At 65.7% G+C, this 26,419-nt stretch carries 29 protein-coding genes; 15 read left to right on the top strand and 14 right to left on the bottom strand.

Features of this window, described 5'->3' with window-relative positions:
* Positions 1–726: 726 nt before the first annotated feature.
* Positions 727–1,977 carry a cyclopropane-fatty-acyl-phospholipid synthase family protein gene (locus RX330_RS22075; protein ID WP_317239790.1) on the bottom strand — a complete coding sequence of 417 codons (1,251 nt, stop codon included), beginning with the start codon at positions 1,975–1,977 and terminating at the stop codon, positions 727–729.
* A gap of 278 nt (positions 1,978–2,255) precedes the next feature.
* Between RX330_RS22075 and RX330_RS22070 the strand changes: the two genes are divergently transcribed.
* The 3 genes from RX330_RS22070 to RX330_RS22060 all read left to right on the top strand — a co-directional run bounded on the left by RX330_RS22070 (position 2,256) and on the right by RX330_RS22060 (position 4,372).
* Entirely contained in the window at positions 2,256–3,188 is a 933-nt protein-coding gene (locus tag RX330_RS22070) for a hypothetical protein (RefSeq protein WP_317239789.1), read from the top strand.
* Between the two features lie 108 nt (positions 3,189–3,296).
* Positions 3,297–3,893 (top strand): TetR/AcrR family transcriptional regulator, encoded by a 597-nt coding sequence (locus RX330_RS22065; RefSeq protein ID WP_317239788.1) that lies wholly within the window; start codon positions 3,297–3,299, stop codon positions 3,891–3,893.
* Between the two features lie 11 nt (positions 3,894–3,904).
* Positions 3,905–4,372, top strand: coding sequence for a PaaI family thioesterase (locus tag RX330_RS22060; protein ID WP_317239787.1), 468 nt, complete (start codon positions 3,905–3,907; stop codon positions 4,370–4,372).
* Between the two features lie 136 nt (positions 4,373–4,508).
* On the opposite strand, the gene rplI is transcribed toward RX330_RS22060, so the two are convergent.
* The 4 genes from rplI to rpsF all read right to left on the bottom strand — a co-directional run bounded on the left by rplI (position 4,509) and on the right by rpsF (position 7,012).
* A complete protein-coding gene (rplI, locus tag RX330_RS22055; protein ID WP_212086288.1) occupies positions 4,509–5,108 on the bottom strand; it encodes a 50S ribosomal protein L9 in 600 nt (199 codons plus the stop codon).
* A 46-nt stretch (positions 5,109–5,154) separates the two neighbouring features.
* Entirely contained in the window at positions 5,155–6,132 is a 978-nt protein-coding gene (locus tag RX330_RS22050; RefSeq protein ID WP_317239786.1) for a hypothetical protein, read from the bottom strand.
* Between the two features lie 131 nt (positions 6,133–6,263).
* The gene (gene rpsR, locus RX330_RS22045; protein WP_007592020.1) at positions 6,264–6,503 is read right to left on the bottom strand and encodes a 30S ribosomal protein S18; all 240 of its coding nucleotides are present in this window, start codon (positions 6,501–6,503) and stop codon (positions 6,264–6,266) included.
* Positions 6,504–6,508: 5 nt separating this feature from the next.
* Positions 6,509–7,012, bottom strand: coding sequence for a 30S ribosomal protein S6 (gene rpsF / locus RX330_RS22040; RefSeq protein WP_212086282.1), 504 nt, complete (start codon positions 7,010–7,012; stop codon positions 6,509–6,511).
* Positions 7,013–7,348: 336 nt separating this feature from the next.
* Here rpsF and RX330_RS22035 point away from each other — a divergent pair, with 336 nt between their 5' ends.
* The 9 genes from RX330_RS22035 to gmk all read left to right on the top strand — a co-directional run bounded on the left by RX330_RS22035 (position 7,349) and on the right by gmk (position 15,984).
* Positions 7,349–8,056, top strand: coding sequence for a TetR/AcrR family transcriptional regulator C-terminal domain-containing protein (locus tag RX330_RS22035; RefSeq protein ID WP_317243948.1), 708 nt, complete (start codon positions 7,349–7,351; stop codon positions 8,054–8,056).
* Between the two features lie 2 nt (positions 8,057–8,058).
* On the top strand, positions 8,059–9,084 hold the full coding sequence (locus RX330_RS22030) for a fatty acid desaturase family protein (RefSeq protein ID WP_317239785.1): 1,026 nt from the start codon (positions 8,059–8,061) through the stop codon (positions 9,082–9,084).
* A 190-nt stretch (positions 9,085–9,274) separates the two neighbouring features.
* Complete coding sequence (gene fabD / locus RX330_RS22025; RefSeq protein ID WP_212086276.1) at positions 9,275–10,234, top strand: ACP S-malonyltransferase; 960 nt, start codon at positions 9,275–9,277, stop codon at positions 10,232–10,234.
* A gap of 11 nt (positions 10,235–10,245) precedes the next feature.
* Positions 10,246–10,983: a 3-oxoacyl-[acyl-carrier-protein] reductase gene (gene fabG, locus RX330_RS22020; protein WP_212086272.1), complete on the top strand. Its 738-nt coding sequence runs from the start codon at positions 10,246–10,248 to the stop codon at positions 10,981–10,983.
* 315 nt (positions 10,984–11,298) lie between these two features.
* The gene (locus tag RX330_RS22015) at positions 11,299–11,538 is read left to right on the top strand and encodes an acyl carrier protein (RefSeq protein ID WP_008130699.1); all 240 of its coding nucleotides are present in this window, start codon (positions 11,299–11,301) and stop codon (positions 11,536–11,538) included.
* A 109-nt stretch (positions 11,539–11,647) separates the two neighbouring features.
* Positions 11,648–12,913: a beta-ketoacyl-ACP synthase II gene (gene fabF, locus RX330_RS22010; RefSeq protein WP_317239782.1), complete on the top strand. Its 1,266-nt coding sequence runs from the start codon at positions 11,648–11,650 to the stop codon at positions 12,911–12,913.
* Between the two features lie 124 nt (positions 12,914–13,037).
* Positions 13,038–14,318 carry an endolytic transglycosylase MltG gene (gene mltG / locus RX330_RS22005; protein WP_212086267.1) on the top strand — a complete coding sequence of 427 codons (1,281 nt, stop codon included), beginning with the start codon at positions 13,038–13,040 and terminating at the stop codon, positions 14,316–14,318.
* Between the two features lie 115 nt (positions 14,319–14,433).
* A complete protein-coding gene (locus tag RX330_RS22000) occupies positions 14,434–15,321 on the top strand; it encodes a YicC/YloC family endoribonuclease (RefSeq protein WP_212086262.1) in 888 nt (295 codons plus the stop codon).
* A gap of 3 nt (positions 15,322–15,324) precedes the next feature.
* Entirely contained in the window at positions 15,325–15,984 is a 660-nt protein-coding gene (gmk, locus tag RX330_RS21995; RefSeq protein WP_317239781.1) for a guanylate kinase, read from the top strand.
* Here the strand turns inward: gmk and RX330_RS21990 are convergent.
* Positions 15,917–17,158, bottom strand: coding sequence for a hypothetical protein (locus RX330_RS21990; protein WP_317239780.1), 1,242 nt, complete (start codon positions 17,156–17,158; stop codon positions 15,917–15,919). The genes gmk and RX330_RS21990 overlap by 68 nt on opposite strands.
* A 1,103-nt stretch (positions 17,159–18,261) precedes the next feature.
* Between RX330_RS21990 and RX330_RS21985 the strand changes: the two genes are divergently transcribed.
* Complete coding sequence (locus RX330_RS21985; RefSeq protein WP_317239779.1) at positions 18,262–18,870, top strand: cupin; 609 nt, start codon at positions 18,262–18,264, stop codon at positions 18,868–18,870.
* Between the two features lie 93 nt (positions 18,871–18,963).
* On the top strand, positions 18,964–19,185 hold the full coding sequence (locus tag RX330_RS21980) for a hypothetical protein (protein WP_317239778.1): 222 nt from the start codon (positions 18,964–18,966) through the stop codon (positions 19,183–19,185).
* A 40-nt stretch (positions 19,186–19,225) separates the two neighbouring features.
* Here RX330_RS21980 and RX330_RS21975 read toward each other — a convergent pair whose 3' ends face one another.
* Both RX330_RS21975 and RX330_RS21970 read right to left on the bottom strand, forming a co-directional pair.
* Positions 19,226–19,927, bottom strand: a complete 702-nt coding sequence (locus RX330_RS21975; RefSeq protein ID WP_317239777.1) for a Crp/Fnr family transcriptional regulator — start codon at positions 19,925–19,927, stop codon at positions 19,226–19,228.
* Between the two features lie 17 nt (positions 19,928–19,944).
* A complete protein-coding gene (locus RX330_RS21970; RefSeq protein WP_317239776.1) occupies positions 19,945–20,133 on the bottom strand; it encodes a hypothetical protein in 189 nt (62 codons plus the stop codon).
* Between the two features lie 157 nt (positions 20,134–20,290).
* On the opposite strand from RX330_RS21970, the gene RX330_RS21965 reads away from it, so the two are divergent.
* Positions 20,291–21,031: a Crp/Fnr family transcriptional regulator gene (locus RX330_RS21965; protein WP_317239775.1), complete on the top strand. Its 741-nt coding sequence runs from the start codon at positions 20,291–20,293 to the stop codon at positions 21,029–21,031.
* 12 nt (positions 21,032–21,043) lie between these two features.
* On the opposite strand, the gene RX330_RS21960 is transcribed toward RX330_RS21965, so the two are convergent.
* From RX330_RS21960 to RX330_RS21935, 6 genes are all read right to left on the bottom strand, one after another.
* The gene (locus tag RX330_RS21960) at positions 21,044–21,763 is read right to left on the bottom strand and encodes a Crp/Fnr family transcriptional regulator (RefSeq protein ID WP_212086247.1); all 720 of its coding nucleotides are present in this window, start codon (positions 21,761–21,763) and stop codon (positions 21,044–21,046) included.
* Positions 21,764–22,099: 336 nt separating this feature from the next.
* Positions 22,100–22,336, bottom strand: a complete 237-nt coding sequence (locus tag RX330_RS21955; protein ID WP_212086244.1) for a hypothetical protein — start codon at positions 22,334–22,336, stop codon at positions 22,100–22,102.
* Positions 22,337–22,414: 78 nt separating this feature from the next.
* Positions 22,415–23,473, bottom strand: coding sequence for an alcohol dehydrogenase (locus RX330_RS21950; protein ID WP_212086230.1), 1,059 nt, complete (start codon positions 23,471–23,473; stop codon positions 22,415–22,417).
* Between the two features lie 93 nt (positions 23,474–23,566).
* A complete protein-coding gene (rsmA, locus tag RX330_RS21945; protein ID WP_212086228.1) occupies positions 23,567–24,424 on the bottom strand; it encodes a 16S rRNA (adenine(1518)-N(6)/adenine(1519)-N(6))-dimethyltransferase RsmA in 858 nt (285 codons plus the stop codon).
* Positions 24,424–25,440: a 4-hydroxythreonine-4-phosphate dehydrogenase PdxA gene (gene pdxA, locus RX330_RS21940; protein ID WP_317239774.1), complete on the bottom strand. Its 1,017-nt coding sequence runs from the start codon at positions 25,438–25,440 to the stop codon at positions 24,424–24,426. The genes rsmA and pdxA overlap by 1 nt, the downstream gene beginning before the upstream one ends.
* Positions 25,440–26,375, bottom strand: coding sequence for a peptidylprolyl isomerase (locus RX330_RS21935; protein WP_212086224.1), 936 nt, complete (start codon positions 26,373–26,375; stop codon positions 25,440–25,442). The genes pdxA and RX330_RS21935 overlap by 1 nt, the downstream gene beginning before the upstream one ends.
* Positions 26,376–26,419 lie beyond the last annotated feature (44 nt).

Here is a 26,419-nt window from a genome sequence, read left to right as displayed (position 1 = left end):
TGCGGGGCCGGGATAAAGCGCCGCCTCGGTGCAAAGCGGAAGCGAAAGCTGACCGCTATCAACCGCTCAGTAAAAATGGTGGATGATTAGCAGTCGCAGCACGCGTCGCGCTTGACGGATTTTCGCGGAACCGGTGCGGCCTGGAAGCAGCCGCGACCGCGCCATGGAAAAATCCTGAAGTCGTGAACCTAATGGATTGACGCGCAGACGTACCTGAAAGCGCGCGAATTGACGCACGCTGGGTGCTTCCGGCTCTGGTTCAGACCAGCAGGAGGTAGACCAGCGCAACCAGAGCCGCCCCGACGCCGGTGACGATCAGGGCGTAATCGGTGCGGAGGTCGTCCTGCACGTCGAATGAGGTTTGGGTCTCTTTGCTCATGGCGACGGTCTAAGCCAACCACGACCAGACTTATGTGAAGTGGATCACATCTTCCCGGATTCTTTCGGGGGTATGACCGGAACAGGCGGACGGGCTGGGAATTGTCTCCCGCGGTCCAACAGGGAACGAGGCAAGCGATGCGGCCAGAACGGCAGCACCAGATCGGGCGAAGCGGGGCAGGTAGCCGGCTTTGGTTGTCGGGGCTGATTGCGGCCATGGAGCACGCTGAACGGCCCGAAGTGCGCCGCCAGCCGGTCGCACCCGAAGTTCTGGTCGAGCTGCGGGCGCAATTGGCGTTAACGGCGCTTTTCCGCTCCTCCCAGATTTCGACCCTGCGTCATTAGGGTCTATTCACCAGCCAATTTCAGCCTCGACGGGGGTGTGTCCTCGCGAGCCCGCAGCCGGGCTTCTTCACGCGGCATGTAGTCGCGGGTCAACGGCACCACGCCCTGGCGACGGGTGAGCTGGATCTGGAAGTTCATCATGTCCTGCTTGCGAAATGTCATCTCACAGGCTGCGAGATAAAATTCCCACATCAAGGCGAAGCGCTCGTCATAGAGCTGCACGGCCTCCTCGCGCCGCGCCATGAAGCGCTCCCGCCAGGCTTTCAGCGTCTCGGCATAGTGCAGGCGCAGGATCTCGATGTCGCAGACCAAGAGGCCCGCGCGCTCGATCGCCGGGAGCACCTCCGACAAGGCCGGGATGTAGCCGCCGGGGAAGATGTATTTGGCGATCCAGGGATTGGTCGAGTCCGGGCCCTGCGAACGGCCGATCGAATGCAGCAGCATCACGCCGTCTTCGCTGAGCAGCTCGGCGCAGCGCCGGAAGTAGGTGTCGTAGAAGCGGGCGCCGACATGCTCGAACATGCCGACCGAGACGATGCGGTCGAACGGGCCGGTGATGTCGCGATAGTCCTGGAGCAGGAATCTGGCCGAGCCGGTCAGGCCCTTTTCGACCGCGCGCGCATTGGCAATCTGCAACTGCTCGGCCGAGAGCGTGATGCCGGTGACGTCGGCGCCAGCGATCTCGGCGAGATAGAGCCCGAGCCCGCCCCAGCCCGAGCCGATGTCGAGCGCGCGCTGGCCGGGCTTGATGAACAGCTTGGCGGCAATGTGCCGTTTCTTGGCGAGCTGCGCATCGTCGAGCGTTGTCTCTGGCGTCGGGAAATAGGCGCAGCTGTACTGCTTGTCGGCGTCGAGGAAGAGCGAATAGAGCCGGGCGTCGAGGTCGTAGTGATGTGCGACGTTGTTGCGGGAGCGCGAGCGCAGATTGAACTGTCTCAGGTGCCGCGTCAGGTAGCGCAGATGCCACCAGGGTTTGGCCCACTGCGGCAACGGGTCGGGTTGATCGAGCAGGATCGCGAGGGCATCAGCGATGGTGCCGCGTTCGACCACGAACTCGCCGTCCATGTAGGCCTCGCCAAGCCCGAGCTCGGGATTGACGAGAATCTTCCGCTCGGCCTCCGCGGTCACGAAGCGCACCGCGACCGGAACTCCGGAGCCGTCGCCGACGGTGAATTTCCCCCCGCTTGCGCCGGTCACCGTCATCGACCCGCGGCGGATGAATTGAGACAGGAATCCACGCAACAAACGGTCCATCGACATGTCCTCTCGAGCGAACCCGAAAAGATGCGACTAACCCGGCCTTCACATCTGACGCCCAGGCGCCGCAGCGGTTCCTATGCGTTTGCATCCAATCTGGGGAGGGTGGGGCTGCCGCGCTATTGCGCTGAGTTCACGGCCGATATTCGAAAAGCGCTTAATCACATCCTTGCGCGTGGAGGCTGCTTCCATTCGCGGCTCAATCGGATAAAAGGTGACCCGCCGCCGCGCCGGAGGCCGGCTGCACCCCTCGGAATTCAACGGAGATGATGGGAATGTCGAGCCGAGCGCTCAGCCTCGCGACGGTATTGTTTCTGATCGGCTTCGGCGCGGCCGATGCCGTTCTTGCGCAGGCGACCAACCTCGAGGCCGGCAAGACCCCGTCTCAGCTTTTCGCGCAGACCTGCAATGTCTGCCACAAGAGCCCGCGCGGACTTCTGAAGTCCGTCGCGCCGGGTTCGCTGCCGGGCTTCCTGCGCCAGCACTACACCACGAGCTCGGACATGGCGGGCGTGCTCGCCTCCTATCTCGTCTCCAACGGCGCGACCGACACCCGCTACCAGGCCAAGGACGGCAAGAAGGACGGCGCCAGGGAGAAGGACGCGAACTCCGCTCCGGGACAGGCGGGGGAGCAGCAGGGCCGCCGCCCGCGTACCCACGACGCGGCCAAGCCGGATGGCGAGGCTGCTCCCGCGGCCGAGGGCGGCCGCCAGAAGCGTGCGGGGCGGCCGGCGGAAGACGGTGTGAGGCCCGAGGGCCAGGCAGCGCCCGAGGGACGCAAGGCCAAGCGTCGGGGCAAGCCTGAGGAAACACCGAAGGTCGACGCCGCCGCGCCGCCCGGTGACGACAGGAAGAGCGAGCCGAAGGCGGAGTCCAAGCCCGAGGCCAAGCCAGAGACCAAGCCCGACAGCGCCAAAGTCGAGCCCGAAGCCACTAGCCCGAAGGTCGAGCCGCGCGGCAGCGACGCTCCGGCACTGCGGCCCGATCCGGTCCCGCCGGTCTCACCAGCAGCCCCAGCCGCCACGAAGCCTGCCGAGCCGGCCGCGCCCAAGCCGGCGGAAGAGGCTGCACCCAAGCCCGCCGCGCCCGCGGCCAGCTCCGAACCGGCGCCCAAGCCACAGGAGCCGGCACCCCCCGCGGCCGCTGCAGCTCCGCCTGCAGCGCCAGCCGGATCGTCCGGTCCGCCGGCGCCGCCGATCTCGCGCTAAGCCAACTCCTCTTTGATCGACGACAATCGGGTCGCGTTCGTCGCGGCCCGTACTGTGTTGACCATCGCTAGAGTCGTACTCTAGAGTATTGCTCTAGGAGAGATGTCGATGACGGCTAGCGTGCGTGACGAATTGTTGGCAGCCGGACTGATCGTGTTCGACCGCGTCGGCTTCGAGGCCGCGACGGTCGCCGCCATCCGCACCCGGGCGCGCGCCTCCAATGGCAGTTTCTTCCACGCCTTCGGCTCGAAGAAGGAACTCGCCGGAGCGCTGTTCCTGGAGGTCTTGCGGCACTATCACGCCGCGGTGCTGGCGGCGCTCGATCCTTTGCCGGATGCGGAGCAGGGCATCGATCGCTTGATCCGGGCGCATCTCGACTGGGTCGTGACCAGCCGGCGCGAGGCGCGCTACCTCTTCGAGATATCACGCAGTGAATGGAGCGAGGACTTGCGCGACGCCCAGCGCGCACAGAACGCGCGCCTTGCCGAAGCTATCGAGCGCTGGCGTGCGCCGCTGGTTGCAAGCGGCGAACTCCTGCCGATGAAACCGGTGATGTTCGTCAGCCAGCTGATCGGCCCGGCTCAGATTTTCTGCCGCGCCTACCTCTCCGGACGCGACCGCACCGATCCGAGGTGTGAGGCCGACACGCTGATCGCCTGCGCCATCCGCGCGCTCCGGCCATTCGATCGCATCGACAAGCAATGAGGAGAGACGGCATGCGCGCCGAAGCAGATCCCGAATTCGCAGCCCTTGCCGAGCACATCCATGCCAATGTCGGCCGGCAAGGATTCATGAACCTGGTCGGCGCGGAGCTCTCGGACTTGTCGCGCGGCACCTGCACGATTGCCGTGGATCGCCGGCCGGAGTTGCTGCAGCAGCACGGCTTCTTCCACGGCGGCGTCACCGCCTTCCTGGTCGACAACGCCACAACGATCGCAGCCGCCACCTCGCGCGGCCAAGCGGCGCTGACGGCGGAATACAAGCTCAATCTGTTGTCGCCCGCCGTCGGTGAGAAGCTGATCTGCCGTGCCAGGGTGATCAAGCCGGGCCGTCAGGTATCGGTGGTTGCAGCCGACGTGTTCTGCGTCAGCGACGGTGTCGAGAAGCACACGGCAACGGCGCTCGCCTCGATCGCGATGTTGAGCGAGGACGTCGCCGCCAAAACGAAAAGCCCGGCCGCCTGAGGCAGCCGGGCCTTTGATGATGCTTGTCATTCCGGGGCTAGCGGAGCGAGAACCGGAATCTCGAGATTCTCCGGTGCGCAATTGCGCACCTGTGGTTCGATGCTTCGCATCGCCCCGGAAGGACGAGCCTGCCTGGTTACTTCTCTTCCGCGGCCGGCGCCGGCTCGGCCTCGTCGGGCTCGGCTTCCGGATCGAAGAACTCGCCGGCGGCGGCGATCGCCTCGGCGGCTGCGTCGCGGTCCTCGTTGCGGGTCGAAATGTCCTCGCCGCGGTTGATGCGCTCGGCCTCGTCCTGGCTGCGCGCGACCGTGACGGTGATCTCGACCTCGACCTCGGGGTGAACGGCAACCGTGACCGTGTGCTTGCCGATGGTCTTGATCGGCGCATCGAGCTGCACCTGCGGGCGATCGAGGTGGACGCCGTCGGCCTCGAACGCCATGACGATGTCGCGCACCGTGACCGAGCCGAACAGCTGGCCGACTTCGGAGGCCTGGCGGATCACGATGATGTTCTTGCCTGCGATCTTCTCGGCGACCTTGGACGCCTCGCCCTTGGCCTGGAGGTTGCGGGCTTCGAGCTCGGCCTTCATGCCGTCGTACTTGGAACGGTTGTCGGCGGTGGCGCGCAGCGCCTTGCCGCGCTTGAGCAGGAAATTGCGGGCATAGCCGTCGCGAACCTTCACGACTTCGCCCATCTGGCCGAGCTTGTTGACGCGTTCCAGCAAAATGACTTCCATATTCGTTCTCCTTTGAAGTGACTGAGTTTCAGTTTCGGGGTTGGACTTAAGGGGTCGGCAGCGGCGGCGGCTGCCGGCTGCGCTGGAAGCGATCGCGGAAGCGGAACACGGCATCCGCAAGGCCGAGGATCACCACCGCGATCACGGGCCATCCGAACACGACCACGACGGCGTAGGCCGAGCCGAGCCAGAACGTGCGGCTCTTCAGTGTCAGCGTGAGCGTATGCAGCACGGCAAAGCCGGTCAGCGCATAGCCCATCATCAGTGCCGCCGCGGTGATCTGCGCGACGATCGCAAGCAGTCCGCCGGTGAAGCAGAAGGCGAGCGCGATGCAGAGCGCCACCAGCGTCATCGGCGGCAATTCCGCGGTCATCATGTTCGGCCACGGGCGCCGCAGCCGCCCCGACGTCGCCGTGATCTTGGCGCTGAGCCAGAGGTTGAGGGTCAGCGTCAACATCGCGATGAGGGTTGCTCCGGCCGGTGCGATTCGCACCAGCGCATCGACGAGCTGGCCGGCTTCGCCGGAGCTTTGCGGGTCGGTGGTCCGAAGGAGACGCATCAGGCCGCGCCGCAGCGTGCCGAGGATGGTCTCGGCGTCGGTCCCGAGTGTGAGCAGGGCGGCGACCGTGGTCAGCGCGGCGAAGCCCGCGAGCCACAACAGGATGCGGCCGACCGGATACCACTCCAGCTCGGGCTCTGCGGGCGGTCCGGCCGCGGCCTCTGGCGCGACATGTTCCGCCGGCCGGCTGAGCAGAACGAGATGGCCGAGCCACCAAGCCGGCAGCGCGACGGTGACGGCGAATGCAATGCAATAGGGCAGGCCGAACAGGGCACCGAGGCCGATCGCAGCGGCGATGCCGCCGAGGCTCGCGCAGAGCGGCCCCCAGCCGATCGATGCCACCATCAGCGGCAGCGGTGCGAGATAGAACAGGACGAGCGAGATCAGCGCGCCCGAAATGATCGAGGCGAACATCAGGGCCGACGCGGCGCCGGCGATCAGGGCTATCAGCACAAATGGCATCATCAGCTGTCCCGCTCCCTTCGAGCGGTTAGAGGCATCTCGCCCCAACCATCGGCAACCGGACGACCCGGAAGCCTTATGAGTTCGAAAAAGTGGCGACCGGCGGCTCGAGGCCGCCGGCCGAATTGGTCGTGTCAGCGAATGACGTAGGGCAACAGGCCCAGGAACCGCGCGCGCTTGATGGCGCGGGCGAGCTCACGCTGCTTCTTCGCGGACACCGCGGTGATGCGGCTCGGCACGATCTTGCCGCGCTCGGAGACGTAACGCATCAGCAGCTTGGAGTCCTTGTAGTCGATCTTGGGAGCATTGGCGCCCGTGAACGGGCAGCTCTTGCGACGACGGAAAAACGGGCGGCGTGCACCAGCTTCAGCCATTGTTCTTACTCCCCATCCGTCGTGGTGGTTTCAGCTTCTTCGCGCGGGCGGCGCGGGCCGCGGTCGCCGCGGAAGCCGCCACCGTCACGATCGCCACCACGGAAACCGCCCTCGCGGTCACCACGGAAGCCGCCTTCACGCTCGCCGCGGAAGCCGCCGCCACGATCGTCACGCTCGCGATCACGGTCGGCCTTGCGCATCATCGCGGACGGGCCTTCCTCGAGTTCCTCGACGCGGACGCTGAGATAGCGGATCACGTCTTCGCTGATGCGCTCCTGGCGCTCGATCTCGGCGATCGCCGCGGAGGGCGCGTCGATGTTGAGCAGCACGAAGTGCGCCTTGCGGTTCTTGTTCATGCGGTAGGTGAGGGAGCGCACGCCCCAATTCTCGGTCTTGGTGACCTTGCCGCCGAGACCCTCGACGATGCCGGTCATCTGCGCAGTCAGTTCTTCGACCTGCTGCGTGCTCGCGTCCTGACGCGCGAGAAAAACATGCTCATAAAGAGCCATGGTGGTCCTTTCCTCATGTTGGCGCATCGCCCGGCGTCAAGCCCTTAAGAGGCCTTCGGAAAGGACTCTGGGATTAAGCTCAGAAGGCGGAAACACGGGACGACGGGCCGACTGGCCCTGCCACACCAAAATCACGAATGATTTGCTGAGACCGTCCGTTCAGCTCCCGGCCGGAGTCTGCGGATGCGCGCCTTATACGGATTTTGGCTGACTTGGCAAGGTTAAGCGCCTCGTTCGATCAGACTTATGCCGGTATGGGGCGGCCGAATCCATCCTCACTTACCAGCTTGACCTATTTGTTTGTATGACATACAAAGAGATTAACGGGAGGTGCTGATGACGGGTGAATCGGTCCAGGCTCCGCTTGAAGCGTCGACTGGCGACCCCAAGCACGCCGCGCGAGCCACACGGTCGGCAGGCCGCAAAATGCGCTCGCTGTTGTTGGATGCGGCGAGCCCGCTATTCCGGGAGCGGGGGCTGTCTGGCACGGCGATCACCGACATCGCCGCCGCTGCGGACGCGTTCCCCAGCCAGATCACCTATTATTTCCGCACCAAGGAGGCGCTGTTCGTCGAATGCGCCTGCCGCGAGCTGCTGTATCTGGCGCGCGCCACCGAACAGGCGGCGCTGAAGGCGCGCACGCCGCTTGAATACACACAAGCGCTGGCGGTGACCGTGACAGCGAGCGATTCAGTCGCCTTCTTCGCCGAAGCGCTGACATTGACGCGTCGCCGCCAGGATCTCGCACCGCTCGTCGAGCGCACCATCGAGCGCCTGCACGGCGAGGGCGCGCGTGCTTACGCCGACCAGGTGGCGCGGCACGGGTGGCGCTCACTGCGCGCGCCCGACGAAAGCTCGCGGCGGTTCTGGGCCGTCGCCATCGGCGTCATCCTCGAAGGCTATGCGATGGGCCGTTCGCCCGAGGCGCTCTGCGCCGAAATGCTGCGCGTGCTCGGCGAGCAGGCGAAATCCACGGGCGATGCTGCCCGCCTGCGTCTGGTCGAGGAGCGCGACACGTCAACCACTTCGGATGAGGAGAGTTAGCCATGACGGCGCTTCGCATGCGTGCCCGCGATTTCCTGACCGACGACCAACTGGTCGACGTGCGCCAGCGCGTGACCTGGAAGGGTGTCGCGCTGATCGCGCACGCCTGGGCGCTGATCATTGGCGCGATCGCTCTGGTCGCGTGGTGGCCCAATCCCATCACCTATATCCTCGCCGTTGCGATCATCGGCTCGCGCCAATTGGGGCTTACGATCCTCATGCATGACGGCGCGCACGGCTGCCTGTCCGCCGACGAGAAAACCAATCTGACGCTGAGCCAGTGGTTCTGTGCTTATCCGCTGTTTGCGGAGACGCGCAGCTACCGGCGTTACCACCTGCAGCACCATGCGCACACGCAACAGGAGGATGATCCCGATCTCGTGCTGTCGGCGCCGTTTCCGATCACGAAGCTGAGCTACCGCCGCAAGTTCATTCGCGACATCACCGGGCAGACCGGCTACCAGCAGCGCAAGGCGCAGCTGCTCAACGCGCTCGGCTCGAAGGACTGGCCGTGGCGCCAGCGCCTCGTGCATTTCTGGGACAAGCTCGGTCCGCAATGCATCGTCAATGCCGTGATGTTCGCGGCGCTTGCGGCCGCCGGCGTGTGGTGGGCCTATCCGCTGCTGTGGCTGGTGCCCCTCCTGACCTGGATGATGGTCATCACCCGTATCCGCAATATTGCAGAGCATGCCGTCGTCCCCGACAGCAGCGATCCCTTGCGCAACACCCGCACCACGCATGCCAATTTTCTCGAGCGCCTGTTCATCGCGCCCTACTACGTGAACTATCACCTCGAGCATCATCTGCTGTTCTATGTGCCCTGCTACAATCTGCCGAAGGTGCACCGGTTGCTGAGCGCAAGCCGGCATGCGGATCGTATGGAGGTCCAGCCGGGCTATGCCGCCGTGCTGCGGCTGGCGACGGCGAAGCCCGACCGGGATGACCGGCCGGGGCAGTTGGTGAACAGCGCGCGCCGTGCGCAGGCGGGGGTGGAGGTCGACGCCAACCAGACCGCCGGCGGGTTTTGACGGGGCGTATCCCTGTTGAATGCCGGCCAGGGTTCCCTTCTCGGCTTGACAGTCCGGCCCCGGACAGTGTCTACGGCCCCCTTTGGAGCATGATCCGGAACCATGGCCCCAGGGAACCTTGGCCCAAGGCCGTGCGTAATCGGCTGCCGGTTCTCGAGAGGGATCGTGCCCGACCAGCAGGGGAGCGCCGATGACGGCAGCATTCACATTTCCGGGGCAGGGATCCCAGGCGGTTGGCATGGGCAAGGCCCTGGCCGAAGCCTTTCCGGTTGCGCGCGCCGTGTTCGACGAGGTCGACGCCGCGCTTTCCGAGAAGCTGACGGCCATCATCTGGGATGGTCCGGCCGAAACCCTTCAGCTCACCGAAAACGCCCAGCCGGCGCTGATGGCGGTCTCGATCGCCACTCTGCGCGTGCTGGAGGCTGAGGCCGGTTTTTCCGTGGGACGAGACGCGGCCTTCGTGGCCGGCCACTCGCTCGGTGAATATTCGGCGCTGGCCGCGGCCGGCAGCCTGACGGTCTCGGATACCGCCCGTCTCCTTCGCACCCGCGGTCTCGCAATGCAAAAGGCGGTCCCGGTCGGCGCCGGCGCGATGGCCGCGCTGCTTGGTCTCGACTACGAGGCCGCCATGGAGGTCGCGGGTGAAGCGGCGCAGGGGCAGGTCTGCCAGGCCGCCAACGACAATGGCGGCGGACAGGTGGTCGTCTCGGGCGACAAGGCCGCCGTCGATCGCGCCGTCGAGATCGCCAAGACCAAGGGCGCCAAGCGCGCCATGCTGCTGCCGGTGTCCGCCCCGTTCCATTGCAAGCTGATGCAGCCCGCCGCCGACGCCATGGCGGAGGCGCTCTCGAAGGTCACGATCAAGGCGCCGGCCGCGCCGCTGGTGTCGAACGTGCTGGCGAGCGCGATCACTGATCCCGACGAGATCCGCCGCCGCCTGGTCGAGCAGGTCACCGGCACGGTGCGCTGGCGGGAATCGGTTGCCTATATGGCAGGGCAGGGCGTCACCCGGTTCTTCGAGATCGGCGCCGGCAAGGTGCTGACGGGTCTCGTCAAGCGCATTGCGGACGGTGCCGTCGGCGTCGCGGTCGGCGGTCCCAATGACATTGCCGCCGCCAAGGATGCATTGGCCGCTGCGAAGCAGGGCTAAAGGAGTTATCGATGTTCGATCTGACTGGCAAAAAGGCGCTCGTCACCGGCGCCACCGGCGGCATCGGCGGCGCGATTGCGCAGGCCCTGCACGCCCAGGGCGCCACCGTCGCGATATCAGGAACGCGCAAGGAAGTGCTGGATGAGCTTGCCGGCAAGCTCGGCGAACGCGCTTTTGTGTTGCCCTGTAATCTCTCCAAGGCCGACGAGGTCGAGGCGCTGGTACCCGCTGCGGAAGCGGCGATGGGCCAGGTCGACATCCTCATCGCCAATGCCGGCATCACCCGCGATAATCTCTTCGTGCAGCTCCGCGACGAGGATTGGGAGGAGGTCATCAACGTCAATCTGACTTCGACCTTCCGCCTCGCGCGCGCCGCGACCAAGCTCATGATGCGCAAGCGCTTCGGCCGCATCATCGCCATCACCTCGGTGGTCGGCGTCACCGGCAATCCCGGGCAGGGCAACTACACGGCCTCGAAGGCCGGCCTGATCGGCATGATCAAGACACTGGGCGCCGAATACGCCAAGCGCGGCGTCACTGCGAACTGCATCGCCCCCGGCTTCATCAAGACGCCGATGACGGATGCGCTCAATGACAAGCAGCGCGAAACGATTCTCACCAAGGTTCCGGCCAACCGCCTGGGCACGCCCGAGGACATCGCAGCGGCCGCCGTCTACCTGAGTTCGAACGAAGCGGCGTACGTCACCGGGCAAACCATCCATGTCAATGGCGGCATGGCCATGATCTGATGCTTCGTTCCGCACTGCCCACATGGGCGCTGCGGGATGTCGCAAACGGCCGTTTCCGGAGCGAAATGAGGCTTGTAGTCAAGGCAATTGAAGTATGATAACCGGACGCTCAACGGATGGGCAAAGAACGCCATTGCAGGTTTTTGAAACCCTGTATATTGGCGATGCGGAGCCTTTGGCCGTCGTTCGCCGGGCCCTGTATCGGTTAGGATGGGGCCAAATCTAAAGTTCGTAAGCGAAGGCAAGTAACACGACCACGACGGCTCGTATCGTCCCGGGGGGTCGGGTCTACAGGGAACAACACGAGGTTATGCAATGAGTGACATTGGCGAGCGGGTTAAGAAGATCGTGGTCGAACACCTTGGTGTTGAACCCGAGAAGGTTGTCGACGCTGCGAGCTTCATCGACGACCTCGGCGCCGACAGTCTGGACACCGTCGAGCTGGTGATGGCGTTCGAAGAGGAATTCGGTTGCGAGATTCCGGACGACGCCGCGGAAACTATCCTCACCGTCGGCGACGCCACGAAGTTTCTCGAGAAGAACGCGAAGAGCTAAGGCTCTTCATTTTCGCGGGGACAACATTGAAACCGGACGGGCCGCTTCCCAGCGGTCAGCCGGTTTCTTGTTATTGGCCGTTGAGTCTTTCGATGCGGAGTTTTCGGACATGAGGCGGGTTGTCGTTACTGGTCTCGGCATGGTGTCGCCGCTCGGCTGCGGCGTCGAACCGACCTGGAAACGCATCCTCAACGGCGAAAGCGGCGCGCGCCTGATCGAGAGCTTCGACGTCTCCGATCTTCAGACGAAATACGCCTGCACCGTCGTACGCGGCGACGGCACCAACGACACCTTCAATCCCGACACGTGGATGGAGCCGAAGGACCAGCGCAAGGTCGACGACTTCATCATCTTCGGCATGGCCGCAGCCGGCCAGGCGCTCGACGACGCCAACTGGCACCCAGAGTCCGAAGAGGACAAATGCGCGACCGGAACCATGATCGGGTCCGGCATCGGCGGCCTCAGCGGCATCGCCGAGACCGCGATCCTCCTGAAGGAGCGCGGACCGCGCCGCGTGTCGCCGTTCTTCATTCCGGGCCGCCTGATCAATCTCGCCTCCGGCTACGTTTCGATCGCGCACGGGCTAAAGGGCCCGAACCATTCGGTGGTCACCGCCTGCTCGACCGGCGCGCACGCCGTCGGCGATGCCGCCCGGCTGATCGCGCTGGGCGATGCCGACGTGATGGTCGCGGGCGGCGCCGAGTCGCCGATCAGCCGCATCGGCATTGCCGGCTTCAACGCCGCGCGCGCGCTCTCGACCGGTTTCAACGAGACGCCCGCGAAGGCCTCGCGTCCCTATGACAAGGACCGCGACGGCTTCGTGATGGGCGAGGGCGCCGGTGTCCTGGTGCTCGAGGAACTCGATCACGCCAGGCGCCGCGGCGCGAAGATCTACGCCGAGGTGATCGGCTATGGCCTGTCGGGCGATGCCTACCACATCACATCGCCGTCGCCCGACGGCGATGGCGGCTTCCGCAGCATGTCGGCCGCGCTCAAGCGCGCGGGCCTCACTGCGTCCGATCTCGACTACATCAACGCGCACGGTACCTCGACGCCGCTCGGCGACGAGATCGAGCTCGGGGCCGTCGAGCGTCTGCTCGGCAATGCCGCCTCCAAGGTTGCAATGTCGTCGACCAAGTCGTCGACAGGGCATCTCCTCGGCGCCGCCGGTGCGATCGAAGCGATCTTCGCCATTCTCGCGATTCGCGATAATGTCGTGCCGCCGACGATCAATCTCGACAATCCGTCAGTGGAGACCGCAATCGACCTCGTGCCGCACAAGGCGAAGCAGCGGGAGGTCAATGTCGCCTTGTCGAACTCTTTTGGTTTTGGCGGTACCAATGCGTCGGTGATCGTCCGGCGCTTGGCCAGTTAATTGAGTTTGAGACGAATCCACCGTTTTGCCGTATTCGGCGATAGTCATGGAAGTGGGCGCGTGCATTTGGCAGGGCAAGCGATTGTCAGGTCGCGATTGAACCGGCAGGATTCAGGTTGTTTCGATGAGTGAAAGGCCGCCCATTTCGCCCCGGAGTCCGCGGGCAGCGCTCGAGCCCGAGCAACTCCCGCCGCCGCCGAAGCGATCGGAGCGTGCGCGCAATCCTTTCGTGGTCGTCGGCAACGCCATCATCACCCTTCTGCTGATCGCCATGCTCGGCGCCGGCGGCGTGTATTACTACGGCCGGCAGGTGCTCGAGGCGCCCGGGCCGCTCAAGGACGACAAGATCGTCAACATCCCGCAGCGGGCGGGCAAGCGCGACATCGCCGAAACGCTGAACCGGGAAGGCGTCACCGACATCAATCCGTGGGTGTTCATCGCCAGCGTCGCCGCGCTGAAGGCGAGCTCGGACCTCAAGCCGGGTGAATATTCGTTCCAGAAGAACGCATCCTTGCGCGACGTCATCGCCACCATCGTCGAAGGCAAGGTGGTGCAGCATGCGGTGACGATTCCGGAAGGCCTGACCTCCGAGCAGATCGTGGCGCGCCTGTCCGACAACGACATCTTCACCGGCAGCGTGCGCGAGCTGCCGCGCGAGGGCACGCTGTTGCCGGAGACCTACAAGTTCCCGCGCGGCACCCCGCGTGAGCAGGTCGTCCAGCGCATGCAGCAGGCGCACAAGCGCGTGCTCGGCGAGATCTGGGAGCGTCGCAATCAGGACATTCCGGTGAAGACGCAGGAGCAGCTCGTCACGCTGGCATCCATCATCGAGAAGGAGACCAGCAAGCCGGACGAGCGCAGCCGCGTCGCCGCCGTGTTCGTCAACCGCTTGAAGCAGAGGATCAAGCTGCAGTCCGATCCGACGATCATCTACGGCATCGTCGGCGGCAAGGGCACGCTGGGCCGGCCGATCAGGCGCAGCGAGATCACGCAGCCTTCGCCGTACAATACCTATGTGATCGAGGGCCTGCCGCCGGGCCCGATCTCCAACCCCGGCCGCGCTTCGCTGGAGGCCGCAGCCAACCCGGCCCGGACCCGCGACCTCTATTTCGTTGCCGACGGCACCGGCGGGCATGCCTTCACCGAGACTTACGACGCGCATCAGAAGAACGTGGCCAAGCTGCGCGCGATGGAAAAGCAGATCCAGAACGACACGGTCGAGCCGCCCGAGGATGCGCCGCCGCCCGCCGCCGCCGCGCCCGGACCTGCCGATGCGCCGACGGCGACGACGCCGGCCCGGCCCAACCAGCAGAAAAAGCAGCCGTCGCGGCCTGCCAATCCGCCCAATCCCGCGCCGGCGCGGCAGGGCGCGGTGCAACCCTCGCCCCCGGTGGTCCAGCGCTAGGCGCGCTGCAGACCTGCTTGCTGGCCTTTGCGGATTCCACTTTCCTGCAAAATAGTCTTAAGATTCGCGTGGCTTGATGCCTCGCGAATCCCGTGTTTCTGGAGAATTTGACCTGATGGCGCTGTCGTCCATGACCGGCTTTGCGAGATGCCACGGTGCTAGCGGGCCGTACACGTTCGAATGGGAATTGAAGTCGGTCAACGCCAAGGGCTTTGACCTCAGGATGCGGCTGCCGCAAGGGTTCGACGAGCTCGAGGCCCACGCCAAAAAGCGCGCCGGCGAGCTGCTCTCGCGCGGCACCGTCTACGCCAATCTCACGGTCAAGCGCGCCAACGCCGCCGCCACGGTTCGCGTCAACGAGGACGTGCTCAATGCCGTCCTGAAGGCAGCCTCGGTGATCGCCGGCAAGGTCGACGCGGTGGCCCCGAGCGTCGACGGCCTGCTCGCCATCAAGGGCGTCGTCGAGGTCGCCGAGCCCGAGGGCGACGAGGAAGAGGACAAGGCGGCCCGTGCCGCCGCCGCGGAGGCCTTCGACAAGGCGCTCGACGAACTCGTCGCGATGCGCAAGCGCGAGGGGACTTCGCTGGGGCAGATCCTGATCCAGCGAGTCGACGAGGTCGAGCAGCTGGCAAGAAAGGCGGAAGCCGCGCCCGGCCGCAAGCCGGAGGCGATCAAGGCCAGGCTCGCCGAGCAGATCGCCGCGCTGCTCGACACCTCCGACCGTTTCGATTCCGACCGCTTGATGCAGGAAGCGATCCTGATCGCCACCAGGGCCGACATCCGCGAGGAGCTCGACCGCATCGCCTCCCACATCGCGCAGGCGCGCGAGCTGATCGGCAAAGGCGGCCCGATCGGCCGCAAGCTCGACTTCCTGGCGCAGGAATTTCATCGCGAGGTCAACACCTGCTGCTCGAAGTCGAACGACATCGAGCTGACCAATACCGGCCTCGCCATGAAAAACGTGGTCGAGCAGTTCCGCGAACAGGTCCAGAATCTGGAGTGATCGATGACGACGGGCGGTCACGAAACTGACGGTGTCGAGCGGCGCGGATTGATGTTCGTGCTGTCCTCGCCCTCGGGCGCGGGCAAGACGACGCTGTCGCGTCTCTTGATCGAGCGGATGCCCGGCTTGAAAATGTCGGTCTCGGCGACGACGCGCGAGATGCGGCCGGGCGAGGTCAACGGCAAGGATTACTCGTTCGTCGACAAGGCGACGTTCGAGGCGATGGTCAAGGCTGGCGAACTGCTGGAATGGGCGACGGTCTTCGACAACAGCTACGGCACGCCGCGCGGGCCGGTCGAGGCGGCGCTGTCAGCCGGGCAGGACGTGCTGTTCGACATCGACTGGCAGGGCACCCAGCAGCTGCGTGAAAAGGCGCGCGCCGATGTCGTCAGCGTCTTCATCCTGCCGCCCTCGGCGGCCGATCTCGAAAAGCGCCTGCATTCGCGTGCGCAGGATTCCGACGAGGTCATCCGCAAGCGCATGAGCCGCGCTAGCCACGAGATGAGCCACTGGGCCGAGTACGACTACATCGTGATCAACCACGATGTCGACGAGGCCTTCGCAGAGGTGCAGTCGATCCTGAAGGCCGAGCGCCTCAAGCGCGAGCGGCGGATTGGCCTCGTTGGTTTCGTCCGAGGTTTGCAAGGTCAGCTTCAGGGCTAGGCTGCGGCAGCCGGGGCCCTTGCTTCGCCAGTCGTTCCAGCATCGCGGTGACCACGTCGACGTCGACGGCCTCCTCGACGTGAGCAGCTTCATCGCGTTTCGTTTCGCCTTGAGCTGCAGGCTTTTCGTCATCGGCGTCTTTGGCGGCGTTCCTGGCGGCCTCCTTGGCCGCGAGCCGCGGGGGCGATGCTTCGATCTCGAACGCCCCGGTGAAGGTGGCGGCCTTGTCGAGATCTGCGGCGGCTTTGCGAATGGAGCCGGATTGGGCTGCGATCCTGCCGATCTCCCTGGTGAATGCAGCGATTTGCGCGGTTTGCGGCGGTCGTGCTTCATCGAAGTCGACCGGGCGCGGCTCTGCGCGCGGCGTGACGGCCGGCGTTGTACCGAGCCAGGGCGCGCGGCTTCCGTCATGATCCTGCGGCGTCCAATCGTCCCAATGCCCGCGGCGGTCCGCGGCCTGGCCGCGGACGCGTCCCCCGGCGAAGCGGTAAATGAGGCTGGCGAGGATGCCGGCGAGCGCCAACGCACCGCCGATCACGAGCAGCAGCATCTGCAGCGAGCCGGTCTGCTTGTCGGTGCTGCTGTCTGCCGCGGGAGCCATCGGGGCGGCAGCCTTTGCCGGCTTCGCGCTCTGGGGCGCGGGGGCCGCGACAGGCTGCGGCTGTGGTGCGGGGGCGGCGGCCGGCATGGCGGCATCGGGCCAGCGCGTGGCGACGGCAGGCTGCGTGGTCTCGGCGAGGGGAGCCGCCGGCTGTTGGGCGACCGGCGGCGCACCCGCCGCGGCCGGCGCAGTCATGTTCGGCGCGATGGGGGCCGCGCCGGTCTGCGGCGCGACATATTCGGCGCGCGCGTTCTGCACGGATTGGGGCGCGGCTGAATCGGCCTCTTGTGTGTCGGTCGTCGCCTGCGCGGTTTGGGAAGCTTTGCCGCCGGCGGCGCGCAGATACCAGCACTGCCGCTTGGTCGTGCGTTCGAGGCGATAGTACCAGTGCTGCCCCTGCGGCGCGGCGCCCTTCGGCGAGGCGAGGCAGTCGGCGGCCGCGTTGGCCATGCCCGGTGTGTTCGGCGCGTTCTGCGACACGGCGGCCAGTGGCAGGCCGGCGACGATGCTGCCGACCAGCGCGGATACGAATTTTGCGGTGCGGTTGCCCATCCTGGTCTCCCGGTTACGCATGACGCAACTCTTGACCACCCCTTTGTCATCAAAGACTTGGGTGGCAATGAGCCGCAAATCCGGAGAGGATGTGGCTTGAATTGGGCTTGCGCGCCGTTCGTTCCGCCGCGAAAGCAGGCATCCTTGCCGGCGTTTGCTTCGCCGAACTCAGGTTCCGCAGCAGCGCCGCCAGGTTCCTCGCGACGATGGGCAAGGGGTCGTCGGCATCCTCCAACTCTCGTTCACATTGCCGACGCGCCCCCGCATTCTCGCGGCGCGTTTCGCCCGAGGCTTGCTGTCGTTCGGCGCCCGATGAAGGCCAAAGGGCGCAGGGAAGGCCGGGCGCCGGCGGCACCCGAGATCCGTGCGCGACAGGAATGCACACGGGGTGGATCACAGGTGAAGCCGAACATCCGGCCTTCCCTGCGCGATGGTTTTCACGGTGTCCTTCGTGCTCCCCGGGGAGCGTTGCACTATTGCCCCCGTCGCCTTGCGGATGATCGATGTGCGCACCCGGTCGGGCCGCCGCATCACCGCAAAGCTTGACGCCAGAACCCCGGGCGTCAGGACCACACGACTTCTCCGTCCGCGGACGATCCCGCCGAAAGACCTGGAGGCTGGCGTGTGCTCGCCCCCGGCATCAACGAGACCGCTGTGACCGCGCCGGGTCGTATCGCGCCGCCTCAAGACTCACGGTTGCCCGCCCTGTCATCAGGCATGTCGCGCCGGCGCTACCGCGTCCACCGCAAGCCCGGCCCGCATCTCGTGACGATCGCGAAGCGCCCCTTTGGCAAGGGCCGGGATGGCAAGGGACATGCCACAAATCCGAAATTCGGGAAAGTGGAATATTTTTGCAGGGCGGCTTGACGCGGTGTTTTGCCCGACGCCTCGCGCGGTTGCCTCGGCCGCCACGCGACGTTGCGGGGCGCCCTGAAGGGGCGAGCCGGGAATCCATTGTGCGGCGGAGCATGCGGCCCGATGGATTCCGGGCCTGCGTGCTCGCGCACGCATCCAGGAATGACGGTGGATGTGGTGAAAGGCATTCATTTCAGCGGCAGGAATAAATCCGCGGCCGAAACTTCTCGGCTCTGCCGTCGTTGAATCGCGGCGGCTGAGGAAACGTCATGCCCATCAAGGATCAGGTCAGGAATTTCGCCAGGAAGCTGGTGGAGCACCATCCCGATGCGGCAACTTTGCGTACGCTTGTGCGATCGCGCAAACCGGCAGAACTGCATTTTCGCGACGACGGCATCGTTCCGAACAATCCGAAATTTTCCGTGCTGCTCTATCGCGGCGCGGTGAACCTGAAGACCCGGCGTTTTCCGCCCGAGGTCGTCATCGATACGCTGTTCGATACGAATGGCTGGGGGCGGTCATGGCGCGACACCGTCTACGACTTCGTTCATTATCATTCGCAAGTCCATGAAGTGATGGGCGTGGCGCGCGGCTCGGCCAGAATCGAGTGCGGCGGGATCAAGGGGCGGATCCTGCGCGTGAAGGCCGGCGATGTTCTGGTCCTTCCCGCAGGCACGGGACACCGCCTCATCGAGTCCAGCCGGGACTTCCTCGTCGTCGGCGCGTACCCGCAGGACGGGACCTATGACGAGTGCACCGACACGCGAGAGCGTCCTGATGCCGTCAAGCGCATCGCCAAGGTCCGCAAGCCGAAGACGGATCCGGTGGTCGGAGCCGGCGGCCCGCTGCTCGGATCATGGGTGCGGCCGCGATCGTGAGGCGATGCTTCGCCGCAGTCGCGCACGACGGCCGGAACACCAGGGAACAACTCGCGTGCGGCCACGTCATTCGTCAGACGAAGGGAGATGCCCATGAAAGCGCTCATTACCGCGGCCGTATTTGCAGTCATGTCCGGCCCGGTCGTTGCCCAGAATACGGGGCCGGCTCCGCAGACCGGCATGGACAGGCCGGAAAATACCAACGGTGCCACGGAGAGAGGGAAAATGGACACCACCGGCATGAATGCCGATCGGGCGAAGCAGCCCGAAACCAAAGGCACGTCCGGACAGCGCAGGACGGACGAGAAGAAGTAGCTGATCCAGCGGGCCGCGACCTGGCATTCGTCCGCCGCGTTCACGTCAGATAATTCGGCGTGAAATCCGCAAGCTCGCGCAGCTCTTCGGGTCGCAGCAGCTCGATCTCGCTGCCCTCCCAAGCGATCAATCGACGATGCCTCAGTTCCTGGATGGTGCGATTGACGTGAACGATCGACAGCCCGCAGGCATCGGCGACGTGCCGCTGCGTCATCGGCATCTGGAAGCAGCCGTCCTTGAGAAGCCCGACGACCTCCAGCCTTGCGGCGAGTTCGCAGATGAGGTGCGCGACCTTGGGCAAGGCCGCCTGCGCGCCGAGGCGGGCGATCCATTGCCGCGCGATCGCCGCATCGATCAACGTCTCGCGCCAGAACGCGCGGGTTAAATGGTTCGAGCCGTCGAGAAGCTGCCGGAGCTGGCCGTGCGCGACAGTGCCGACGATGGTCGGTCCGAGGCCGACGAGATCCGCATCCATCGGCGAGACCAGCAGCGAGTGCAGGCAGGGCATGTCGCCGGGAACGTGGAAAGCGAGGATCTGGCTGCGGTCGCCGACGATGCGGGCCTGATAGAGGAAGCCACTCACGACGAAGACGCAGCGCGAGGCGGCCTCGCCCTGTCGCAACACGATCTCGCCGTCGGCGACCTGGCGCAGCGTGGAGGGCAGGGCGGCGACCTTCTGGCGTTCGTCCCCGGACAGCCCTTCCATGGCCAGCAGACGCGAGATGAATTTCGGATGCGGCATGAGCCTCGCGTGCCGCTTCAACCGCTGCGCGGCACCGACGCCTTGCGGAACTCGCGGATGGCGCGGGCGAGTTCCTGGTCGGACATCGGCTGGACCGGGAGCTTCAGCGTTGCCGTGACGAAGGCATCCCCGATGTTGTCGAGGGGCTCGGTCGCATCCGACGTGAACAGGCTGCGGATTCGCTCCAGGATCGTGGTCGGGCTCATGAAGGGGCCGGCTCGGTTCGCAGTCGGTGTGACGGATGGATGCGACCCGCTACGGTCGCAAACCGGTTAGCAACCTGTGCTTCCGATCCGCGTTCTAGTCCGCTGAACCCTGGCCGGACGTATCATTTGATAGAACCGGCGCATTTTTGGCGACCTCATGGAAAAAACCCACGACGTGCTGATCCGGAACCTTTGCGAGCACACCGCGCTCACAGAGGAAGACGTTGCCGAAATCCGGGCGCTTACCTTCACGCTGCGCGATTTGGGGCCCAACGAGGATTTCATCCGTCAGGGCGACGAACCCGAACATTCGGTGCTGGTTGTCACCGGCATGGTCGCGCGCTACCATCTGCTGGCTGGCGGCGGGCGACAATATCTCGCGTTCCATCTCACCGGCGACCTGCCGGACGCGCAGGGCCTGTTCATCGACCAGATGGATCATGGATTGAGCGCGCTGGGGCCGGCCTCGGTCGCCTTCATTCCGCATCGCGAATTGTTCATCGCGTTCCGGCGACGGCCCAGCTTTGGGCTGGCCGTCTGGCGCGAGACGCTGCTCGATGCCGCGATCTTTCGCGAGGCCATCACCAACAACAGCGCCCGGCCGATGCAGGCGCGCATGGCACATTTGTTCTGCGAGCTATTCTACCGCGCCCGCGCCGCGCAGCTCGTGCGCGGCAATCGCTGCCCCATGCCGATCAGCCTGGCGCAGCTCGGCGAGACGCTGGGCATGGCGATCGCAACCGTGAACCGGACACTGGCCGAACTCAGGCGCAGCGGGGCCATGGATCTGCGCGAGGGCGAGCTGATCGTGCAGAAATGGCGCGACTTGCAGCGGCTCGGCGACTTCAGCCCGGTCTATCTGCACCAGAAGCGGCAGTCGGCGCCGCCGCGTGTGTGAGACCGCCGCGCGCTAGCCTTGGGCGGCAGTCGCCCTGCCGAGCACTTCATCAAAATGCTTCTTCACCAAGTCGTTGCAGCAGCATGCCTTGGCGTCGAGAGCGGCTGCGTCGAGGACCAGGATGGCACCGCGGCGGGTGGCGAGGATGCGCCTCGCCTTGAACATCTGGATGACGCGACTGGCATAGCTGCGGGAGACACCCAGCATGCCGGCAAGTTGCTCGTGGGTGAGGGGAATCTCCGCTTGGCCGATATGTTCCTGCGTGGAGATGATCCACTTGGCGGCGCGCTGCTCGATCGAATGCGCGGCGTTGCAAGCTGCTGTTTGCAGCAACTGCGCGAACTGGCAGTCGGCATAGCGCGAAAATACCTCTTGCAGCGCGGCCGACCTCTGTTGCGCCTGCTCGAGCGCGCGCAACGGCAGCCGAACGAGCGCGCCGCCCAGTTTCACGACGATACGGGAATAAGCGAGTGAAGGATTGCGGCCGGCGGCAACGCCCACGGCGCCCTCGCGTCCCACCAGCAGGCTCTCGACCTCGCGGTCATCCTCGACCGGTACGGCGAACGACACGAGCGTGGGGCCGCAGGGGAAATGAACCGCCGCCACGGCATCGCCTGCATGGTGCAGGATGTGGCTCGCCTCGAGTTCGACCAGCTGGAGATGAGGGGCAAGGAGTTCAAAATCTCGGGGGGCGAGCTGCCGGAGCAGATCGTTCAGGGGCCGACCGGTCACAGGTGTTTCTCTTGGCTGCCGGGAATCGGCGCGCCAGAACCCTACGTTTCCGTGGCGGAAGCAACGGTTTCAAAGTGTACACAAGGGGCGTTGAAGGCCCAAAAGTTCTTGAGCGGGTTTTGCGGAATTTTGGAAGGCGCGGCGGCGGGGTTGCATGCGCGCGCCCCGCAGCGTTAATCGTCGCGAAGTCTGTTCAGGAGTGAACATAGCGGGGTCGCCGTTTGGCGTACCCTGTTCGCGCCGAGCGCCGTGCCCCGTGCGCTTTGCCCGACGGACCGCCGGCCGTGATCTGCCCGAATGCCGCCGGGCCGGCGGGTCCTAGGGCGGTGATGACCTTCACCCGAAGCAGGCTTCGCGGTCCCCTAAGGATCGGCGTTGCGCCGCATGCGCGCGGTAGGCATCGATCGCCTTGTTGGCGAGCATCAGCTGCCGGCGTTCGCCGGTCCTGAGCTGGGCTTCGATCGCGTCGAGAATGACGTTGGCGCTCTCGTCCGGCGGGCCGAGCTCGCCGCTCTGCTCCAGGCAGCTCCAGGCGATGAAGAATGCGCTTTCGACGGTGCAGCGAATGGACATGGGCTGCCAACGCAGCGGGGCCGAAGGCGTTCCGTGCGGCGGGCGCGACTTGCGTCCGCCCCCGCCGCACGCGAACGGTCAGTTCTTCAGCACGATGCGGCCGACCACCTTGCCGGCGCGAAGCTCGTCGATCCATTTCTGGACATCGCCCATCGGCTCCTCGCGCATCGGCGTCGGCTTGATCTTGCCGGCGCGCGCCAGCGCCATCAGCTCCTGGGCTTCAGCGAGCGTGCCGACCATGAAGCCTTCGATGGTCATGCGCTTGTAGACCCACTGCACCATCGGCAGTGTGAACTGGCCGCCCATCAGGCCGGAGACCACAATCTTGCCGCCGCGCGCGGCGACCGCGACCGCAAAGGCCATCGACTTCTCGTTGCCGGCGAAATCGACGATCTCGTCGAAGCCGCCTTCGGTCTCCTTCAGGATCCGCTTGATCACGTCGGGCTCGGACGGATCATAGGCGACGGCGGCACCGTTCTTCAGCGCGGTGTCGCGCGCCGCCGGCGAGAGGTCGGCAACGGTGATCGGCTGCTTGAACATCGCCTGCGCGAACGACAGGCCCATCATGCCGACGCCGCCGAGGCCGATCAGCAGGAGGTTGCGTTGGCGCGGACGGTCGACCAGTCGCTTGAGCGCGCCATAGGCGGTGACGCCGGAGCACATCAGCGTCGCGGCCTGGTTGACGGGCAGCGGATCGTAGTCGAGCAGGTATTTCGCGTCGGGCACCAGCACGTGGGTGGCGAATCCGCCATCGATGGAAACGCCGAGGAAGCGCTGCTTCACACACAGGTTCTCGTCGCCATTGGCGCAGTCGCGGCACTGGCCGCAGCCGATCCAGGGGAAGACGGCTTTCCTGGCGCCGACGAGGCCGGCGGCGACGTCGGGGCCGACCTCGTCGACCACGCCGGCGATCTCGTGGCCGAGCGTGAAGGGCAGCGTCATGCCGCGCGTGGTGTCGAGCTTCTTGCCGCCGCCGAGATCGGCATAGCCGTCCTGGATGTGGAGATCGGAGTGGCAGAGGCCGCAGCGCTCGATGCGCACCAGCACCTCGCGCCCTTGCGGCTTCGGCGTATCGACGACGGTCTCGCACAAGGGTGCATCGAACTTGACCAGGGACTGCCGACGCATCAACGCCATATTTCTTCCTCCGAAATTATCTCATGGTTTGAGCATGATCTCGTCCGGAAAACCGCTTCACACTTTGCGCTAGCGCGGCCCTTCGGGTCCGGATCATGCTTCTTCGGTTCGTATATTGGCCAATTCACGGGCCATGGCAACAAACCCGGAAATGGGAATCGTCTCGGCGCGCCGCGTCGCATCGACACCGGCGGCAGCGGCGAGCCGCGCCGGATCGACGCCGAGCGATTTCAGGCTCTGGCGCAGCATCTTGCGGCGCTGGCCGAAGGCCGCGGCTGCGACCTGCTCGAGCAGCTTGCGATCGCAGGCAAGCGGCTCTGCGCGCGGCACCAGGCGCACGACGGAGGAGGTGACCTTCGGCGGCGGCACGAAGGCGGACGGCGCAATGTCGAACAGGATCTTGGTCTCGCAGCGCCAGTTGGCGAGCACGCCGAGCCGGCCATAGGCCTCCTCGTCCTCGCGCGCGACGATGCGTTCGCCGACCTCGCGCTGGAACATCAGGACCATCAGATCGTACCAGGGCGGCCAGGGCTCGCTCGTCAGCCAGTTGATCAGAAGCTGGGTCGCGATGTTGTAGGGCAGGTTGGCGACGATCTTTGCTCGTTCGCCACCGAGCAGCGGGCGCGGGTCGAAGGTCATGGCATCGCCGTGCACGATCTCGAGCCTGCCTGGGTAGCGGGCGGAAATATCGCGCAGTGCCGGGATCGCACGCTCGTCATGCTCGATGGCGATGACGCGCCTTGCGCCGAGCGCGAGCAGCGCCCGCGTCAGCCCGCCGGGGCCGGGGCCGATCTCGACGATGGTGGAGTCTTCCAGCGGCGCGGCCGCACGGGCGATGCGGGCGGTGAGATTGAGGTCGAGCAGAAAGTTCTGGCCGAGCGATTTGCGCGCCGACAGCGCGTGCTGGCGAATGACCTCGCGCAGCGGCGGGAGGTCGTCGATGGCGCTCATCAGCTTTGCGAAGCCATGCGGCTTGCGAGCCTCAAGGCCGCGATGAGGCTCGCCGGATTGGCCTTGCCCGTGCCGGCGATGTCGAAGGCGGTGCCGTGATCGGGCGAGGTGCGGATCAAGGGCAGGCCGAGCGTGACGTTGACCGCGTCGTCGAAGGCGACAGTCTTGATCGGGATCAGCGCCTGGTCGTGATACATGCACACGGCGCAGTCGTAGGTAGCACGCGCGGCTTCGTGGAACATGGTGTCGGCGGGCAGCGGGCCTCTTGCCTCGATGCCGTCGCGGCGCAGCGCCTTGAGCGCCGGCGCGATGATGGTCTGCTCCTCGTGGCCGAGCGAGCCGTCCTCGCCGGCATGGGGATTGAGGCCGGAAACCGCGATGCGCGGCCGCGCGATGCCGAAGCGGGATTTCAGCTCGGTTGCGACGATGCGGACGGTCGAGACGATCAGCTCGCTGGTGAGCTGGGCCAGCGCCTCGCGCATCGAGACGTGGATGGTGACGGGCACCACGGCGAGCTGGGGCGACCACAGCATCATCACCGGCTGCGGCACGCGGCCGTCCTCGGCTGCGAGCTCGGCAAGGAACTCGGTGTGGCCGGGATGACGGAAGCCTGCGCGGTAGAGCACGCTCTTGGCGATCGGATTGGTGACGACCGCGCCGGCGCGGCCCTCGCGGACATCGGTGACCGCCTGCCGGATCGAGGCGAGCGCAGCCGTCGCGCTCGATGCATCGGGCTTGCCGGGCTCGGCGGTCGCACGCTCGCCGGTGGCGACGACGGGCAGGGCGTCAGCGAAGGCGGCTTCGGCTTCGCCGGGGCTCACCGCGGCGATCCTGATATCGGCGCCGAGCGCCTTGGCACGCCGGGCGATCAGCGCCTCGTCGCCGAGCAGGTAGAAGGCGGGCAGGTTCAGCTCGCGGCGCCTCAGCCAGGCTGCGATCGTGATGTCGGGGCCGATGCCGGCGGGCTCTCCCAGAGTCAGGGCAAGGGGAAGGGACTTTGCTGCGCGATGGGCCATCAGCGGTTGCGATATTCGATCATCGCCGCCTTGCGGAGGTCGTCGAGATAGGCCTTCTGGGTCTTCTCGTACTTCTCCTGGTACATTTTCTCGCGGACCTCGCGCTTCTTCGGCGTGTCGATCATGGTCGGCTTGCGCGAGCACAGCACCACCATCTCGATGCCGTTCTTGGTCAGCTCGGGCGCGGTCAAACGGCCGATCGGCGTGTCGTCGAGCACCTTGCGCAGCGCCTCCGGCAGTTCCGCAGTGGTCTTGGTGACGCTGTCGCGGATGGTGGCGTTCGGCGTCGAGCGGAACAGAGAATTGGCTTCCTCGCAGCTTCCGACCCGCGAGCGATAAGTCTCGGCTTCCTTCTTGCGTGTTTCCAGGAATGCCGCCGACGAGCCGCGCGGCACGATCAGCACGATCGGCTGCATCTTGTATTCGGTGCCCTCGATCTGAAGCTTGTCGCCGGTCTGGGCCTGCACGGCTTGCGCGACCTCGCGCTCGCCGACCAGCAGCTTCTCCTTGAAGCGGCCGCGCACGAGGCTGGTCCAGACCATCTCGGACTTCATGCGGCCCTTCAGCGTTTCGGGGCGGACGCCCTTGGATTCGAGCGACTTGGTGAGCTGCTCCGGCGTGATGCGCATGCGCTGCGCCATCCCCTCGAAGGACTGGTTGACCTCGGAGACGCCGGGATCGACCCCGTACTTCTTGCCTTCCTTGAGCTTCACCTTGTCGTCGATCAGCTCGTTGATGACCTGCTCGCGGCTCGGGACCTTTTGCGTCGTCAGCTGGTCGAGCTTGGAGCGCTGATCGATGTCGAAATCGGTGATCGGATCACCGTTGACCATGACGACGATGTTCTGCGCGCGCGACGGCGAGGGCAGTCCGGTCAGGAACAGCCCGGCACTGACGGCGAGCAGGAGGCGGAAGACGGGCAATGGGGACGTCATGATTGTCGCTCGCATGTCAACCGCGTCGAGCCTGTGATGAGGGC

Source organism: Bradyrhizobium sp. NDS-1 (assembly GCF_032918005.1).
Lineage (GTDB): Bacteria > Pseudomonadota > Alphaproteobacteria > Rhizobiales > Xanthobacteraceae > Bradyrhizobium > Bradyrhizobium tunisiense.
Note: the sequence above shows the minus strand (reverse complement) of the source record. Positions and strands in the feature narration are given on the sequence as shown.